The organism is Amycolatopsis jiangsuensis, assembly GCF_014204865.1.
In the GTDB taxonomy this organism is placed as follows: Bacteria; Actinomycetota; Actinomycetes; order Mycobacteriales; family Pseudonocardiaceae; genus Amycolatopsis; species Amycolatopsis jiangsuensis.
On the sequence record NZ_JACHMG010000001.1, the window covers coordinates 7,202,811 to 7,218,043 of the forward strand.

13 protein-coding genes and 1 pseudogene are annotated in these 15,233 nt (G+C 71.1%); 7 read left to right on the plus strand and 7 right to left on the minus strand.

The window, feature by feature from the left end:
• The first annotated feature begins 12 nt into the window (after positions 1-12).
• The 3 genes from BJY18_RS32625 to BJY18_RS32635 are packed head-to-tail and all read left to right on the plus strand — an operon-like array spanning position 13 to position 5,758.
• On the plus strand, positions 13-2,997 hold the full coding sequence (locus BJY18_RS32625; protein ID WP_184783706.1) for an FAD-binding and (Fe-S)-binding domain-containing protein: 2,985 nt from the start codon (positions 13-15) through the stop codon (positions 2,995-2,997).
• The gene (locus BJY18_RS32630; RefSeq protein WP_184783707.1) at positions 2,994-4,013 is read left to right on the plus strand and encodes an SDR family oxidoreductase; all 1,020 of its coding nucleotides are present in this window, start codon (positions 2,994-2,996) and stop codon (positions 4,011-4,013) included. The genes BJY18_RS32625 and BJY18_RS32630 overlap by 4 nt, the downstream gene beginning before the upstream one ends.
• Positions 3,995-5,758, plus strand: coding sequence for a glycoside hydrolase family 15 protein (locus tag BJY18_RS32635; RefSeq protein WP_184783708.1), 1,764 nt, complete (start codon positions 3,995-3,997; stop codon positions 5,756-5,758). The genes BJY18_RS32630 and BJY18_RS32635 overlap by 19 nt, the downstream gene beginning before the upstream one ends.
• Here the strand turns inward: BJY18_RS32635 and BJY18_RS37185 are convergent.
• From BJY18_RS37185 to BJY18_RS32655, 5 genes and pseudogenes are all read right to left on the minus strand, one after another.
• Positions 5,755-5,967: pseudogene (locus BJY18_RS37185) on the minus strand (integrase core domain-containing protein); the annotation flags it as partial. The gene BJY18_RS32635 and the pseudogene BJY18_RS37185 overlap by 4 nt on opposite strands.
• Positions 5,968-6,081: 114 nt before the next feature.
• Positions 6,082-6,831 carry a GAF and ANTAR domain-containing protein gene (locus BJY18_RS32640; protein ID WP_184783709.1) on the minus strand — a complete coding sequence of 250 codons (750 nt, stop codon included), beginning with the start codon at positions 6,829-6,831 and terminating at the stop codon, positions 6,082-6,084.
• A gap of 117 nt (positions 6,832-6,948) precedes the next feature.
• Positions 6,949-8,331 (minus strand): helix-turn-helix domain-containing protein, encoded by a 1,383-nt coding sequence (locus BJY18_RS37860; RefSeq protein ID WP_221458059.1) that lies wholly within the window; start codon positions 8,329-8,331, stop codon positions 6,949-6,951.
• A complete protein-coding gene (locus tag BJY18_RS32650) occupies positions 8,328-9,227 on the minus strand; it encodes an alpha/beta hydrolase fold domain-containing protein (protein ID WP_184783710.1) in 900 nt (299 codons plus the stop codon). The genes BJY18_RS37860 and BJY18_RS32650 overlap by 4 nt, the downstream gene beginning before the upstream one ends.
• 8 nt (positions 9,228-9,235) lie before the next feature.
• Positions 9,236-9,457, minus strand: coding sequence for a DUF6480 family protein (locus BJY18_RS32655; RefSeq protein WP_184783711.1), 222 nt, complete (start codon positions 9,455-9,457; stop codon positions 9,236-9,238).
• Between the two features lie 133 nt (positions 9,458-9,590).
• Here BJY18_RS32655 and BJY18_RS32660 point away from each other — a divergent pair, with 133 nt between their 5' ends.
• From BJY18_RS32660 to BJY18_RS32675, 4 genes are read left to right on the plus strand one after another with little or no spacing between them, the layout of a single operon-like run.
• Positions 9,591-10,802 (plus strand): CaiB/BaiF CoA transferase family protein, encoded by a 1,212-nt coding sequence (locus BJY18_RS32660; RefSeq protein WP_312874039.1) that lies wholly within the window; start codon positions 9,591-9,593, stop codon positions 10,800-10,802.
• A gap of 29 nt (positions 10,803-10,831) precedes the next feature.
• Positions 10,832-11,995 carry an acyl-CoA dehydrogenase family protein gene (locus tag BJY18_RS32665; RefSeq protein WP_184784991.1) on the plus strand — a complete coding sequence of 388 codons (1,164 nt, stop codon included), beginning with the start codon at positions 10,832-10,834 and terminating at the stop codon, positions 11,993-11,995.
• Positions 11,992-13,131, plus strand: coding sequence for a carboxylate-amine ligase (locus BJY18_RS32670; protein ID WP_184783712.1), 1,140 nt, complete (start codon positions 11,992-11,994; stop codon positions 13,129-13,131). The genes BJY18_RS32665 and BJY18_RS32670 overlap by 4 nt, the downstream gene beginning before the upstream one ends.
• A 9-nt stretch (positions 13,132-13,140) precedes the next feature.
• Positions 13,141-14,133: an iron-containing redox enzyme family protein gene (locus BJY18_RS32675; RefSeq protein WP_184783713.1), complete on the plus strand. Its 993-nt coding sequence runs from the start codon at positions 13,141-13,143 to the stop codon at positions 14,131-14,133.
• Here BJY18_RS32675 and BJY18_RS32680 read toward each other — a convergent pair.
• Together BJY18_RS32680 and BJY18_RS32685 are read right to left on the minus strand one after the other, a co-directional pair.
• Positions 14,118-14,327, minus strand: a complete 210-nt coding sequence (locus BJY18_RS32680; protein WP_184784992.1) for a CDGSH iron-sulfur domain-containing protein — start codon at positions 14,325-14,327, stop codon at positions 14,118-14,120. The two genes, BJY18_RS32675 and BJY18_RS32680, sit on opposite strands and share 16 nt — an antisense overlap.
• A 1-nt stretch (position 14,328) precedes the next feature.
• Positions 14,329-15,069 (minus strand): methyltransferase, encoded by a 741-nt coding sequence (locus tag BJY18_RS32685; protein ID WP_376774743.1) that lies wholly within the window; start codon positions 15,067-15,069, stop codon positions 14,329-14,331.
• Between the last annotated feature and the right edge of the window lie 164 nt (positions 15,070-15,233).

Consider the following 15,233-nt stretch of genomic DNA (forward strand, 5'->3'; position numbering starts at 1 on the left):
GAGGAAACCCGGATGACCGCCGTCGACCTTCCGGACCCGCTGGTGCACCGTCCCCATCCCGACGTCGATGTGGAGGCGATGGCCACCGCCCTGCGGGACCGGGTGCGCGGGGAAGTGCGGTTCGACAGCGGCACGCGCGCCGCGTACTCGACCGACGCCTCGAACTTCCGCCAGGTGCCGCTCGGCGTGGTCGTGCCCCGGTCGCCGGACGACGCGGCCGACGCGCTCGACGTGGCGCGGGAGTTCGGCGCGCCGGTGCTCTCCCGCGGCGGTGGCACCAGCCTCGCCGGGCAGTGCACGAACACCGCGGTCGTGCTCGACTGGTCGAAGTACTGCACGAAGCTGGAGTCAGTCGACGCGGACGCGCGCACCTGCGTGGTGCAGCCCGGGATCGTGCTGGACGAGCTGAACCGGCAGCTCGCCGACACCGGCCTGCGGTTCGGGCCGGAACCGGCCACCCACATGAACTGCACGCTAGGCGGCATGATCGGCAACAACTCCTGCGGCGCCACCGCCCAGCGCACCGGCAAGGTGGTGGACAACATCGCCCGGCTCGAGGTGCTGCTGCCGGACGGGACCCGGTTCTGGTGCGGGGAAACCAGCGACGAGGAGTACGAGCGGATCGAGCACCGCGGTGACCCGCGGGCCGCGGTGTACCGGCAGCTGCGCCGGCTGCGCGACGAGTACGCCGACGAGGTCCGCCGCCGGTTCCCGGACATTCCCCGGCGGGTGTCGGGCTACAACCTCGACTCGTTGCTGCCCGAGCACCGGTTCGACGTCGCCGGCCTGCTGGTCGGCTCGGAGTCCACTTTGGTCACCGTGCTGCGTGCGGAGCTGAAGCTGGTTCCGGTGCTGCCCGAGCGGACGCTGGTCGTGCTCGGCTACCCCGACATCGCCACCGCGGCCGACGCGGTGCCCGCGATCCTCCCGCACGAGCCGATCGCGCTCGAAGGAGTCGACCACAAGCTGATCCGCGACCAGCAGATCAAGAGTCTCAATCCGCGTGCGCTGGCCGAACTGCCCGAAGGCCGGGCGTTCCTGATGGTCCAGTTCGGTGCCGAGACTGCCGAAGAGGTCGAACGTCGCGCGCACGGGCTGCTGGACGCCCTGCGCGACACCGACAACGAAGCCGACGTCGCCTTCCTCGACGATCCCGACCGGGAGAACGAGCTGTGGCAGGTCCGCGAAGCCGGGCTGGGTGCCACCGCGCACGTGCCCGGCAAGGCCGACACCTTCGAAGGCTGGGAAGACTCGGCGGTGTCCCCGCACCGCCTCGGCGAGTACCTGCGGAAGCTGAGCGAGCTGTACCGGGAGTTCGGGTACGCCAGCGACACCGGCCCGAGCCTGTACGGCCACTTCGGACAGGGCTGCGTGCACACCCGGATTCCGTTCGACCTCTACACCGCCGAGGGCGTCGCCCACTACCGGCGGTTCATGGAAAGCGCCGCGGACCTCGTCGCCGGCATGGGCGGGTCGTTCTCCGGTGAGCACGGCGACGGGCAGTCGCGCGGTGAGCTGCTGTCCCGGATGTTCGGCACGGAGCTGGTCACCGCGTTCGGCAGGCTCAAGGCCGTGTTCGATCCGGACGACCGGATGAACCCGGGCAAGATCGTGGCCCCGTACCGGCTCGACGAGAACCTGCGGCTCGGCGGGGACTGGTCGCCCGCCGATCCGCAGGGGCTGCATTTCCGGTTCCCGAACGACGGCGGGTCGTTCGCCCAGGCCGCCAACCGCTGCGTCGGGGTCGGCCGGTGCCGCCAGCACAGCACCGAGGGCGGCCAGGTGATGTGCCCCTCCTACCAGGTGACCGGTGAGGAGGAGCACTCCACGCGCGGCCGGGCGCGGCTGCTGTTCGAAATGCTCGGCGGGCACGGCGACGGTCCGCTCACCGACGGCTGGCGATCGGAGGCGGTCAAGGACGCGCTGGACTTGTGTCTGGCGTGCAAGGGATGCAAGACCGACTGTCCGGCCAATGTGGACATGGCGACGTACAAGGCGGAGTTCCTCGCGCACCATTACGCGGGGCGGCCGTGGCAGCGGCCGCGGTCGGACTTCACGATGGGCTGGCTGCCCGCGATCGCCCGGCTCGTCGGCCGGCTGCACGCCGGGCCGGTGATCAACGCGCTGACCCACATGCCGGGTCTGTCCCGGCTGGCCACCCGCGCGGCCGGGGTCGAGGACCGCGAAATCCCGCGGTTCGCCGGGGAAACCCTGCAACAATGGTTCGCCCGGCGCGGTCCGGCCGGCAGCGGCGCACGCGGGACAGTCATGCTGTGGCCGGACACCTTCACCGGCTACTTCCACCCGCGCATCGGCCAGGCGGCGGTCCGGGTGCTCGAAGACGCCGGCTGGCGGGTCACCATGCCGGAGAAGCCGCTCTGCTGCGGGCTCACCTGGATCTCGACCGGACAGCTCGGCGTGGCCAAGCGGATTCTCTCGCGTACCGTGCGCGAGCTGGCCCCGCACGTCCGCGAAGGCGGGCTCGTGCTGGGCCTGGAACCCAGCTGTACCGCGGTGTTCCGTTCCGACGCGCCGGAGTTGTTCCCCGGCGACCAGGACGTCCGCCGGCTGCGCGGGCAGACGGTCACGCTCGCCGAACTGCTCACCGAGCATTCACCGGGTTATCAACCACCGAAGGTGGCCGCGGAGGCGATCGCGCAGGTGCACTGTCACCAGCACGCGGTGCTGGGCTGGGACGCCGACCGGAGTTTGCTGCACGAGGCCGGGGTGGACGCCGAACAGCTCGACTCCGGCTGCTGCGGCCTCGCCGGAAACTTCGGTTTCGAGAAGGGCCACAAGGAAGTCAGCGAAGCCTGCGCGGAACGGGTGCTGCTGCCGCGGGTCCGAGAAGCAGGCGAGGACACTGTCGTGCTGGCGGACGGGTTCAGCTGCCGCACGCAGATCCACGAACTCGACAGCAACGGCCGCGACGGTGTCCACCTCGCCGAACTGCTGGCAAGGGGACTGGATGCCCCCGCCGCGAAGGAGCAAGCATGACCGTCTCCGGCAGCCGTGACCAGGTCGTCGTCGTGACCGGTGCGAGCGGCGGCATCGGCCGCGCCGTGGCTCGCGCGTTCGGCGCGCAGCATCACCGCGTCGCGTTGCTCGCCCGCGGCGAAGCGGGGCTGAACGCGGCCGCGGACGAGATCCGCCGGGCCGGCGGCACGGCGTTGCCCATCCCGACCGACGTGGCCGACCACAGCCAGGTGGAAGCGGCGGCGGACCGTGTCGAACGTGAACTCGGCCCGATCGACACGTGGGTGAACGTCGCGTTCACCTCGGTTTTCGCCCGCGCCTGGGACATCCGGCCGGAGGAGTTCCGCCGCATCACCGAGGTCACCTACCTCGGCTACGTGCACGGCACGCTGGCCGCGCTCAAGAGGATGCGGCCCCGCGACAGCGGCACCGTCGTACAGGTCGGCTCGGCGCTGGCCTATCGCGGGATTCCGCTGCAAAGCGCTTACTGCGGGTCGAAACACGCCATCCAGGGCTTCAACGAGGCGCTGCGGTGCGAGCTGCTCGCCGAGCGCAGCAAGGTGCACGTCACCATGGTGCAGATGCCCGCCGTCAACACCCCGCAGTTCTCCTGGGTGCTCTCGCGGCTGCCGCGCCACGCCCAGCCGGTCCCGCCGATCTACCAGCCCGAAGTCGCTGCCGAAGCGGTGCTGCACGCCGCAGCCCACCCTCGTCGCCGGGAGTACTGGGTCGGCGGCAGCACCGTGGGCACGTTGATCGCCAACGCCGTCGCGCCCGGGGTGCTGGACCGCTATCTGGCGAAGACCGGCATCAAGTCCCAGCAGACCAAGCAGCCGACTCCCGCCGACCAGCCGGCGAACCTGTGGCAGCCGGCGGACGGCCGCGGCGGTGACGACTTCGGTGCACACGGGGAGTTCGACAGCACGTCCTCGTCGCGCAGTCCGCAGCTGTGGGCCAGCCGGCACCACGGCGTGCTGGCGGCCTGCGGTGGCGCGCTCACCGCGGCCGCGCTGACGTTGTGGCGCACCCGCCGGTGAAGGGCTGGCACGACTTTCCACCGCACGTGCTGCGCGAGTACGCGTTGCTGGCGGACGGCGAACGCGGGGCGTTGTGCGGGCCGCGTGGCGATCTGGCCTGGCTGTGCGTCCCGGGCTGGGCGGATGACGCCGTGCTGTCCTCGCTTATCGGCGGACGCGGGGTGTACTCCGTCAGCCCCGCCGGAACGTCGGTCTGGGGTGGCTACTACGAACCGGGCACGCTGATCTGGCACAACCGGTGGGTCGGCACCGGCACCGTCACGGAATGCCGGGACGCGCTGGCCTACCCCGCCGATCCCCGGCGCGCGGTGCTGCTGCGGCGGCTGGAAGCGCCCGAACGTGACGTCGCCATGCACGTCCAGCTCGACCTGCGTGCGTCCTTCGGTGCCGAACCCCTGCGTGAGCTTGCCCGGAACGACGGCGTCTGGACCGCGCGAACGGGAAACCTGTCGATGCGGTGGACCGGCGCCGCGGATGCCCGGGCCGACGACGACGGCCGCCTGATGCTCGAGCTGACCGTTCCCGCGGGCGAACGGCACGACCTGGTCCTGGAGATCAGTGACCAAGCACTGCCGCAGCCGGTTCGTGCCGACGACCTGTGGCGGGCGACCGAACACACCTGGCATGAAGCCGTGCCCTCGCTGTGCGACACAGTCGCTCCGCGCGACGCCCGGCACGCCTACGCCGTACTGCGCGGGTTGACCACCAACGGCGGCGGGATGGTCGCGGCCGCCACTCTCGGCTTGCCCGAGCGGGCCGAAGCGGGCCGCAACTACGACTACCGCTACGTGTGGCTGCGCGATCAGTGCTACGCCGGGCTGGCCGCGTCCGTGGCCGGACCGGATCCGCTGCTGGACGACGCGGTCGGCTTCGCCACCGCGCGGGTCCTCGCCCACGGCGACAAGCTGCTGCCCGCCTACCGCACCGACGGCTCGGTACTGCCGGACGAAACGGTCATCGACCTGCCGGGTTACCCCGGCGGCAACCCGGTCGCCGGCAACCACGTCAACGCCCAGTTCCAGCTGGACACCCCCGGTGAGCTGCTGCAGCTGTACGCGGCCGCGGCCCGGTACGACCACCTCACCGCCGACGCCGCCCGTGCCGCCGACCTGTGTGTCGACCTGATCGCCCGGCGCTGGAACGAGCTCGACGCGGGCGTGTGGGAACTGCACGACGACTGGTGGAGCCATTCGCGGCTCTCCTGCGTCGCCGGCCTCCGCGCGCTCGCCGGGCAGAGCCAACCGCATCGCGCCGCGGAGCTGTCCGGACTGGCCGACAAGCTGCTCGCCGAAACCGCCCGCCGGTGCATCGGACCGGGTGGCGCCTGGCAGCGTGCCCCGGCTCTCCAGGGAACGGACGCCGCCCTGCTGCTGCCCCCGGTCCGTGGCGCGCTTTCGCCCACCGACCCCCGTACCGTCGCCACCCTCGTCGCCGTCGACGCCGAGCTGAGTCAAGACGGGTACCTCTACCGCTTCGCCGCGGACGAGCGTCCCCTCGGTGATGCCGAGGGAGCGTTCCTGCTGTGCGGGTTCGTGATGGCGCTCGCGCAGTGGCACCAGGGCCGCCGGGTGGAGGCGTTCCGGTGGTTCGAACGCACCCGCGCCGCCTGCGGCCCGCCGGGCCTGCTGACCGAGGAGTACGACGTCCGGCAGCGGCAGCTACGGGGCAACCTGCCCCAGGCGTTCGTGCACGCCCTGCTGCTGGAATCCGGGCAGCTGCTCGCGCAGGAACCGCCGGGTGGCTAGGTGTGGTGTCCAGGGAGGTTGGTCAGCCGGGTGATGGGTGGTTTGCCTCCGAGGGGTGAGTGGGGTCGGTCGTCGAAGTGCAGCCGCCTCCGTAGCGCTGACCTGCGGTCGTGTTCGCTGGTGTAGAAGCGGGGCGTAGGCCCGCCCGTCGGTCAGGGTGCGCTGGAAGCTTTCGATGCTTTGCCGTTGGTCTCTCCGCGAACCAGGCGACCGCTCGGTTCCTGCTCACCCCGGGCCAGGCACCGGCGGATCACGTTCCGCTCACGACCCGGCCGAACTCACCATCGCCGCCATCGTGCTCTGGCTCCGATGACCCGCAACAGTCAGCTCTCGAGCTCGCTGTGGCGTTCGGTGACCGTGCGGGCGAGGTCGACCAGCTTCACGTTCAGGTCCTGGGAAGTCCGTTGCAGCGTGGCGAAAGCTTCGTCGGCGCTGATGCCCTGGCGCTGCATCAGGATGCCCTTCGCCTGGCCGATGAGGTCGCGCGTGCTGATCGCGTGCTGCAGCTGCGCGCGCTCCAGCTCGGCGATTTCGACACCACGGGCGTGGGCGAGCGCCAGCGAAGCGTGCGTGGACAGCAAAAGGGCGGTGTAGCGCTCACCTTCGGTGAAACCGCCGGGCGAGCGTGAGTAGAGGTTCAGTGCCCCGGACAGCCGTCCGGCCTCGCCGGACGGGACCAGTTCGGTCGACAGGATCGAGCCGTACCCGTGCTGGACCGCCGCGACGGCGAACTGCGGCCAGCGGTTCTCGACGGCCAGGTCTGTGCTGTCCACGTACCCCGGCCCGTCGGTTCGGGCCGCGTCGAGGCACGGGCCCGATCCGCTGCGGTACTGGACCTCGTCGAGGGCGACAGCGACGGCGTCGGTCCGGACCGGCGTGTAGAACTCGCCGCCCGGAGTGCAGAGCGTGACGCTGACCAGTGCAGCGTTGGGTACGACGTGCCCGGCGGCGTCCACGACCAGCTGAAGTGCTTCGGCCACGGTCTTCGTTTCGACGAGCAGCCGGGTCAGGGTCTCGAACGGTTCCACGCTGGCGCGGGTGTTGCCGGTGAGCTCCTCCTCGAAGCTGTGCATGACGACGCTCGGGCCCCTTCCCCCTCCGGACTGGTACTGCAAGATGCACTACTCCAGCGCCTGGTCCATACGATCGGCTAGCAGTGATCACGAAGCCGTGGCCGTGAAAACGAAAAGTCAATCGGCATCCAGCGTGTGCGACGGTGTTTCACCGAACTGAGCTCGGTAACGCGCGGCGAAGACACTTGGCCGGCTGTAACCCCAGCGTGCCGCGATCTCGGTGACGGTGGTGTCCGCGGGGGACGCCGACCGAAGTTGGGTGTGCGCGTGATCGAGCCGGACTTGTCTCAGGTACGCCATCGGCGTCATGCCGAGGTGCCGGCGAAACGCCAGCTGCACCGACCGGGCCGAGACCGAGGCGGCACGGGCGATGTCGACCGCGCTGATGTCCCGGTCGGCGTGGGACTCGATGAACGCGATCGCCCGGCGCAGCGCCCGCGGATGCGCGTCGTTCCCGCCGGCGTCCCTGGCGGCGGCGACCGTGGTGTGGTCGAACGAGTTCAGCACTGCCGCGGCCAGGTACCGCGCCGCGGCCGACACGATCAGCGGTTCGGCACGGAATTCCGGCCGGCTGAGGACTTCCCCTCGCAAATGCCGGACGGCTGCCTGCACGTGCCGCTGTCCGGTACGGGTCAGCGGCCGCCATCCCAGCAACCGGACCGGCTCCCCGGCGACCTCCGTCAGCACCGCGGGCGACACCAGGGTGTCGCGGTAGCGGGCCCGGACCAGCCGCCCTCGGCACGGCTGGTCCGGCGGCGCCGGGACGAACAGCTCACCCGGCCGGTACGACTCCGCGCCGGGCTGCCCGACCGCCTGGTGGTGTTCGACGCTGCCGGCGTCGAGGTCGCGCAGCCAGATCCGGCCCAGCGGCTCGATCTCGTAGCTCAGCTCCACCCCCACCTCGACCCGGTCGGTGACCACGCGGTCGGCGGCCACCCGGTGCATGCGCAGGTCGGCCCGCCCACTCGGGCTGTGGATCCGCATCGGGCCGTACGCGCGGCTCAGGAAGTCCTCCGCCCGCCGCAGGTCGGAGGTGTCGAACTCCAGGCCGGCGTCCGGCGACGAGCGACCCGCCACCGCCAGGTCCACGGTGGCGTAGCGGGGCACCGAACGGCGTGGATCGACCTGCCCGAGCACCACTCCGGCCGAAGTCCCGGTCGGTGGCGTGACCAGCACGCACTGCTGACCCGCCTTCGCTCGCGCGCGGGCGAAGGCGATCACCGTGCGTGCCGCGTCCACGGGCAGCACGCGTACCTCCGCGAGGTCGAGGACGATTCCCGCGGTGCTTTCGGCGGCGACGGAAAGAAGCGCGGCGGCGATGTCGCCGGGCACCCCGCCGGGCAGAATGCCGGGCAGGGTCAGCACCAGTACGTCGTCGACGTGGCGATGGCCTATCTCGACCTGCGTCATCTGCCTGCCCGGGTCCCCTCCGTGTTCGCGCCGCAGACGACGATCCTCCTCCGGCGATTCGGTGTCCACCGGCTGCCCGGCCGTGGTCACGGAGCCGACGGTGGGCGCCGCAGGATCCGCTCGACGTGGTTCATCGCTTCCCGGCCTTCGGGGATCCGCTGCATGACCCAGTTGTGGAACATCCCGCGGTGTTCGTAGTAGTCGACCGGCACGCCCGCGTCCTCGGCCCGCGCGGTGAACCGGCGGGCGTCGGGCAGGAGCAGGTCCCGGGTGCCGATGAACAGGCTGAACGGGCCGAGCCCGGTCAGGTCGGCGTGCAGCGGGCTGATTCGCGGATCGGCGCGGTCACCGCCCTCGGCGTACATGCGGCCCGCCTCACGCAGACCTGCGAGGCCGAGCATGGGGTCGTGCTCGTCGATCAGCTCCGACAGGGGATCGGGAAGGGTCACGTCGAGCCAGGGGGAGAACAGCAGCGTCCGCGACGGCTGGGCCCTGCCTTCTTCGCGCAGGCGTTGCGCGATCGCCAGTACCAGCGCTCCGCCTGCCGAGTCGCCGGAGAGCACGATGTCCTCGGCCGGGACATCGCCCAGTACCTGGTCGAAACTGTGCTGCACCATCGGCAACGTCTCGGTGTGCCCGTGTCGGGGGACCAGCGGATAGATCGGCAGCGTCACCGCCGCGCCGATCCGGTCGGCCAGCCGGGCCGCGAAGCGCCAATGGTGGCTTTCGATCTCTTCGACGTATCCGCCGCCGTGCAGGTGGAACACATGCTGCTCGATCCGCCCGCGCGGCAGGACGGTCCAAATCGGAAAGCCGTCGACCACCGAGCGTTCGACCACGTGCTTGTACCGCCGCGGTGGCCGGGCCTGCGCCGGCCGTTGATGTTTGTCGAGTTTCCGGTGCAGCGTATGAGCGTTGGCATAGAAGGCTTTCTGGTTGCTCAGCCGCAGCTGCGCGACGTAGAGCTGCGCCCCGGTGCTGACCATCGACCGCATCAGAGGAAATCCGTGGCCTTGAGCACGAAGAACGCCGCCACCGCGAGCACCAGGACCACGATCACGATGAGCCAGCCGATCGGAAGCTTCCGGGACGGCATGGGCTGCGGATGCGACAGGCCCGAGGTCTGTCCCGCGTCCGGCGGGGTGTCGCCGGGCCGCACGGAGCCACCCGGTTCGAGGCCCGGCACCTCGTCCGGTTCCGGCCCTGGAGCGGTCACGTCGGCTCACCTCCTCCTCGTACGCCGTCCTTGTACGCACTGAGGTTTGCCGGGCGGGCCCGCAGCTAAACCCCGTGCGGGTTTGCCCGCCCGCACCGCGGGTAGGCCCGGTGGACAGCCGAAAGGAGCCGAAGTGAGTGATCCCGCGGGCGCGCTGGACGGGTTGCGCGTCATCGACATGGCGGCCGTGGTGATGGGCCCGTACGCGGCACAGATCCTCGGGGACCTCGGCGCCGACGTGATCAAGGTCGAACCACCCGCGGGCGACCTGACCCGGCACACACATCCGCGGCGGCATCCCGGCATGGGTGCGCTCGCGCTCAACGTCAACCGCAACAAGCGCAGCATCGCGCTCGACCTCAAGGCGCCCGAGGGTCGGGAGGCCTTCCTCGAGCTGGTCCGTTCGGCCGACGTGCTGATCACCAACACGCGGCCCGGCGGGTTGCGCCGGCTCGGCCTCGACCCCGAGTCGCTGGCCGAGGTGAACCCGAGGCTGGTCTTCTGCACCGCTCAGGGCTTCCGCAGCGATTCCGGACGCGCCGACCTGGCCGCCTACGATGAGATCGTGCAGTCCGCCTCCGGGCTCGCCGACCTGATGCGCCGGGCCACCGGGCAGCCGGCCTACGTCCCCACGATCCTCGCGGACAAGGTGTGCGCGCTGACCATCGTCTACTCGGTGCTCGCGGCGGTGGTGCACCAGCGTGCGACCGGGCAGGGCCAGCACGTCGAGGTGCCGATGACCGACACCATGCTGGCGTTCAACCTCGTGGAGCACCTGTCGGGGCAGACCTTCGAACCACCGCAGGGGCCGGTCGGGTTCCCGCGTTCGCTCTCGACCGGGCACCGCGCCGTCCCGACCGCGGACGGCTGGGCGTGCATCCTGCCCTACACCCCGCGCAACATCCACGACTTCTTCCTCGCGGTCGACCGCGAGGAGTTCGCCGAAGACCAGCGCTTCGCCGACGCGGGCTCGCTCTCGCGCCACTACGCGGACCTCTACGCCCTGATCGAAGGGCTGAGCCCGCAGCGCACCACCGCGGAGTGGGCGGAACTGTGCGCCGAGCACAGCATCCCGTTCGCCCCGGTACTGGATCTCGATGACGCGCCGTCCGACGAGTACTTCCGCGAGGGCGGCGTGGTCAGCACCGCCCGGCACCCGACCGAGGGCGAGTACCGACTGGTGGGCAGCCCGGTCCGGCTGTCCGGTACCCCGGCCACGGTCCGCAGGCACACCCCGCACCTCGGGGAGCACACCACCGAACTCCTCGAAGAGCTCGGCCTGCCCGCCGACCGGATCGCCGCGCTCGCGGACCAGGGCGTCATACGGACGGGAGAAAACCAGTGACCACCGCCCAGCACCGGCCGTTCGAGACGTTGACCGGCGACTTCTTCGGGTACGAGAACCAGCTCGACGAGGCGGAACGGGCCATCGTGATGCGGGTGCGCGAGTTCCTGCGCACCGAGGTCGAACCGATCGCGAACGAGCAGTGGTCCCGCGGGGAGTTTCCGCACCGGCTCATCGACGGGTTCGCCCGCCTCGACATCGCCGGGCTCCCCTACGACGGACTGGCCGCGCACCGCGGCAGCCGGCTGCTGACCGGGTTCCTCGCGCTGGAGATCTGCCGGGCCGACCCATCGGTCAACACCTTCTACGGGGTGCACAGCGGTCTCGCGATGGGCAGCATCCAGCGGTGCGGCTCCGCTGAGCAGCGGGACCGCTGGCTGCCGCACATGGCGCGGATGACGAAGATCGGCGCGTTCGCGCTCACCGAACCCCACGGCGGGTCGGACGTGGCGGGCGGGCTGGAGACCACCGCCCGCCGCGACGGCGACCGATGGATCCTGAACGGGCACAAGAAGTGGATCGGCAACGCGACCTTCGCCGATCTGGTCGTCGTCTGGGCCCGCGACGAGGCCGACCATCACGTGAAGGGCTTCGTCGTCGACAAGGGCACGCCCGGGTTCGTCCCGCACAAGATCGAGGGCAAGATCGCCCTGCGCGCGGTGGAGAACGCCGACATCCTGCTCCAGGACTGCGTGGTGCCCGAGGAGAACCGGCTGCAGAACGCGAACACCTTCCGCGACACCAGCGACGTGCTGCGGCTGACCCGCGGCGGCGTGGCCTGGGGTTCGGTCGGCTGCATGATGGCCGCCTACGAACTGGCGCTGGTCTACGCCCGCGAACGCGAGCAGTTCGGCCGTCCCATCGCGAAGTTCCAGCTGGTGCAAGACCATCTCGCCACCATGGCCGGGCACGTCACCTCGTCGCTGGCGCTGGTGACCGGGCTCGCGCGGCTGCAGGACGCCGGGATCAACCAGGACGAGCATTCGGCACTCGCCAAATCCGTGGTCACCACCCGCATGCGGGAAACCGTGGCACTGGCCCGCGAGGTGTTCGGCGGCAACGGGATCCTGCTGGAGAACGACGTCGCCCGCTACTTCGCCGACGCCGAGGCACTCTATTCCTACGAGGGGACGCGGGAGATCAACCAGCTCATCGTCGGCCGCTCGATCACCGGGATGAGCGCCTTCGTGTGAGCAGCCCGTCCGCCGCCCGCACGCTCGGTGTCGAAGAGGAGTTCTTGCTGCTGCATCCGTGCACCGGAACGACCTCTCCGTGCGCGGAGCGCGTGCTCGCGCGGGTCCGGCACGCGCGGCTGCCGGACGGCGCGACCGTGCAGCGGGAGCTGCGGCCTTCGCAGATCGAGCTGGCGACCGGGGTGTGCGGCGATGCCGCGGAGATCTGGGACCAGCTCGTCGCCGGGCGGCGGCTGCTCGCCGCGGCCGCGGCGGCGGAGGACTGCGCGCTGATCGCCTCCGGCACTCCGCCGCTGGCGCCGGGGTCGGCGGCGCCGGGCCAGGAATCCGGGCGGTATCGGGGGATCGACGACACCTTCGGCGGACTCGTCGGCGATTACGAAGCGTGCGGCTGTCACGTGCACGTCGGCGTCGAGGATCGGGACACCGCGGTGGCCGTGGTGAACCACCTGGGGCGGTGGCTGCCGGTGCTGCTGGCGCTGTCGGCGAACTCGCCGTTCGACCGCGGCCACGACACCGGCTACCACAGCTGGCGGATGGTGCTGCAGTCCCGGTTTCCCGGATCGGGGCTGGCGCCGCAGTTCCGCAGTCACGACGAGTGGCAGCGTTCGGTCGGCGCGCTCGTGGACTGCGGCGCGCTCGTCGATCCGGACCAGACGTTCTGGCTGGCCCGGGTCTCCCCACGGCTGCCGACGGTGGAGCTGCGGGTGGCGGACGTATCGTCCACTGTGGAAGGTTCGGTGCTGCAAGCCGTGCTGGCGCGGGCATTGGTGGACACCGCGCTGACGGACCTTGCGTGCGGGATCGAGGCGGAGCCACTGTCGCCACAGGTGTGCGCGGCGGCGGTGTGGGCCGCGTCGCGGTACGGGCTGACCGGGGCCCTCGTCGATCCGCTGGCCCAGCGGCGCAGACCGGCAGGCGAGCTGGTCGCAGCACTGCTCGCGCACGTCCGGCCGGCACTGGCCGCGTGCGGGGACGAAGCGCTCGCCGGCTCCCTGGTGCGGGAGGTGCTGTGGCGGGGCACGGGTTCGGTCACCCAGCTCGCGACGGCGGCCGACGGGCTGCCCGCGGTCGTCCGGTCGCTGATGGAACGCACGGTCCCCTCGGCGAGGCGTGAACCGGCCCCTGCCGGGTAGCCCGGTGGTATGACACTGGAACTTTCCGCAGCATTGCCGAACGCACGCGGTCCGGTCTCGGACACCGTTCTCGCCGCGTTCGCCGGTCCGGCGGACGCTCCGTTGTCCGCGGCCGGTGTCGCCGACGCGGACCCGCTCGGCGACGATGTCCAGCTCGCTCTGCACCTGTGCTACGAACTGCACTACCGCGGACTGGCCGGCGTCCCCGAGGACCGGGAGTGGGACGCATCGCTGCTGGCCTGGCGGGCGGTACTGGAAGCCCGGTTCCTGGACGCGTTGCGGGCCGCGGTACCGGGCGGCGACGACGTGGAACAGGAGTTCACCGGCCTGCTGAGCGAACCGGTCGACGGCACCGGGGTGTCGCACTTCCTGCGGGACGAGGGACAGTGGTGGCAGCTGCGGGAAATGTTCGCGCATCGCTCGATCTACCACCTCAAGGAGGCCGATCCGCACGCGTGGGTCATCCCCCGGCTCCACGGCCGGGCCAAGGCCGCGCTCGTGGCGGTGGAGTTCGACGAGTTCGGCGGCGGCCGGGCCGAACGCGTGCACGCGCAGCTGTTCGCCGACCTGTTGCGGGCCGCCGGTCTGCCGGCGGACTACCTGGCGCTGCTGGACCGGGTGCCGGCGCCGATGCTGGCGATCGTCAACATGATGTCGCTGTTCGGTCTGCACCGGCGGTTGCGCGGTGCGCTGGTGGGCCACTTCGCCGCGGCGGAGATCACCACGGCGCCGTCCGCGCAGCGGCTGGACCAAGCCCTCGAACGCCTCGGCGGGCCCGCGGAATGCCGCTTCTTCTACACCGAGCACGTGGAAGCCGACGCGGTGCACGAGCAGGTCATGCGCACCGACGTGGTGGGCGGCCTGCTGTCCGAGGAGCCGGAACTGGCCGCCGACGTGGTCTTCGGCATCCAGGCCACCGGGTACCTGGAGGGACGGCTCGAGGAGCACCTGCTGGGCGCCTGGCGGAGCGGGAAGACCTCGTTGCGTCAGTCGCTGGACTGACGACGGGTGCGGCGCCGGTGACTGGTGTCGCAGAGGGGGAATCGCTTGCTGCGGCGGCAGGCACACACCGCGACGACGAAGCGGTCGGACCGGACGACTTCGCCGTCGGGTGTGCGCAGTTCGACCGGTCCTTCGACCAGTATCGGCCCGCCGGGAACCACGGTCACCTGGCGCGCGGCGTCATCGCTGGGCATGTCAGCGCTGGGCACGGAGTACCACCAGTTCCTCGTCGCGGGCGTCGGGTGCCACGAAGCCGTGTTCCACCAGGAACTCGAGCCGGCCGGACACCACCGGCCCGAACGGCACCACCGCCTTCGCGGCGATCGAGGTGCGCAGCCCGCCGGCTTCCAGCAGCTCGCGGGAACGGTCCACATCGGACATCGTGGAGTGCACCAGCAGAAGCTGTCCCTCCGGGGCCAGGAGCGCGGGTGCCTGTTCGCACAGCGGATCGAGCACCGCACGTCCGTCCGGACCGGCGTCGCAGCTCATCAGGGTGCGGTCGGTGACGGGTGGGCACGGTACGTACGGCGGGTTGGCGGCCACGAGATCGTAGGGCCCGTTCGTGACCGCCGTGGGCAGACCGCCCCGGCGCGTGCGCACCGGCAGCCGGCGCACCGCGCCGTTCATCCGCGCCGAACACAGCGCGAGCCGGGAAAGGTCGACTGCCAGCACGGATTCCGCACCGGTCCGCGCCAGTACGAGCGCCAGCACGCCCGTCCCGGTGCACAGATCGAGCGCGGACGCCCGAGCGGGCACAGTCGTGGCGCGAATGACCGAAGCCAGCAGGCAGCTGTCGGCCTGCGGCCGGTACACCCCGGGCAACCGCAGCAGCCCGCGTACGGGCAGCGCGTCGCCGCGCGGGAAAGCCGGCACCGCGGGCACGAGCCTCGTGGTGGCTCTGCCCGGCAGGATCTCCTCGATGTGCGCGCTCGCCACGGCACTCTCCTCTCGGGTGGGTGTCGTTCCGGCTACCCCGGTCCGGCACGGAGAAACGCAACGGCCGGGTTTACCGCAAACCGGTGGTGGACAGCCGAATTGCGCACGATCCGAATCGCGTCCCGGACTACGGCGGAAGTTTCCGGCGGGGTCGGGGGAGTAGC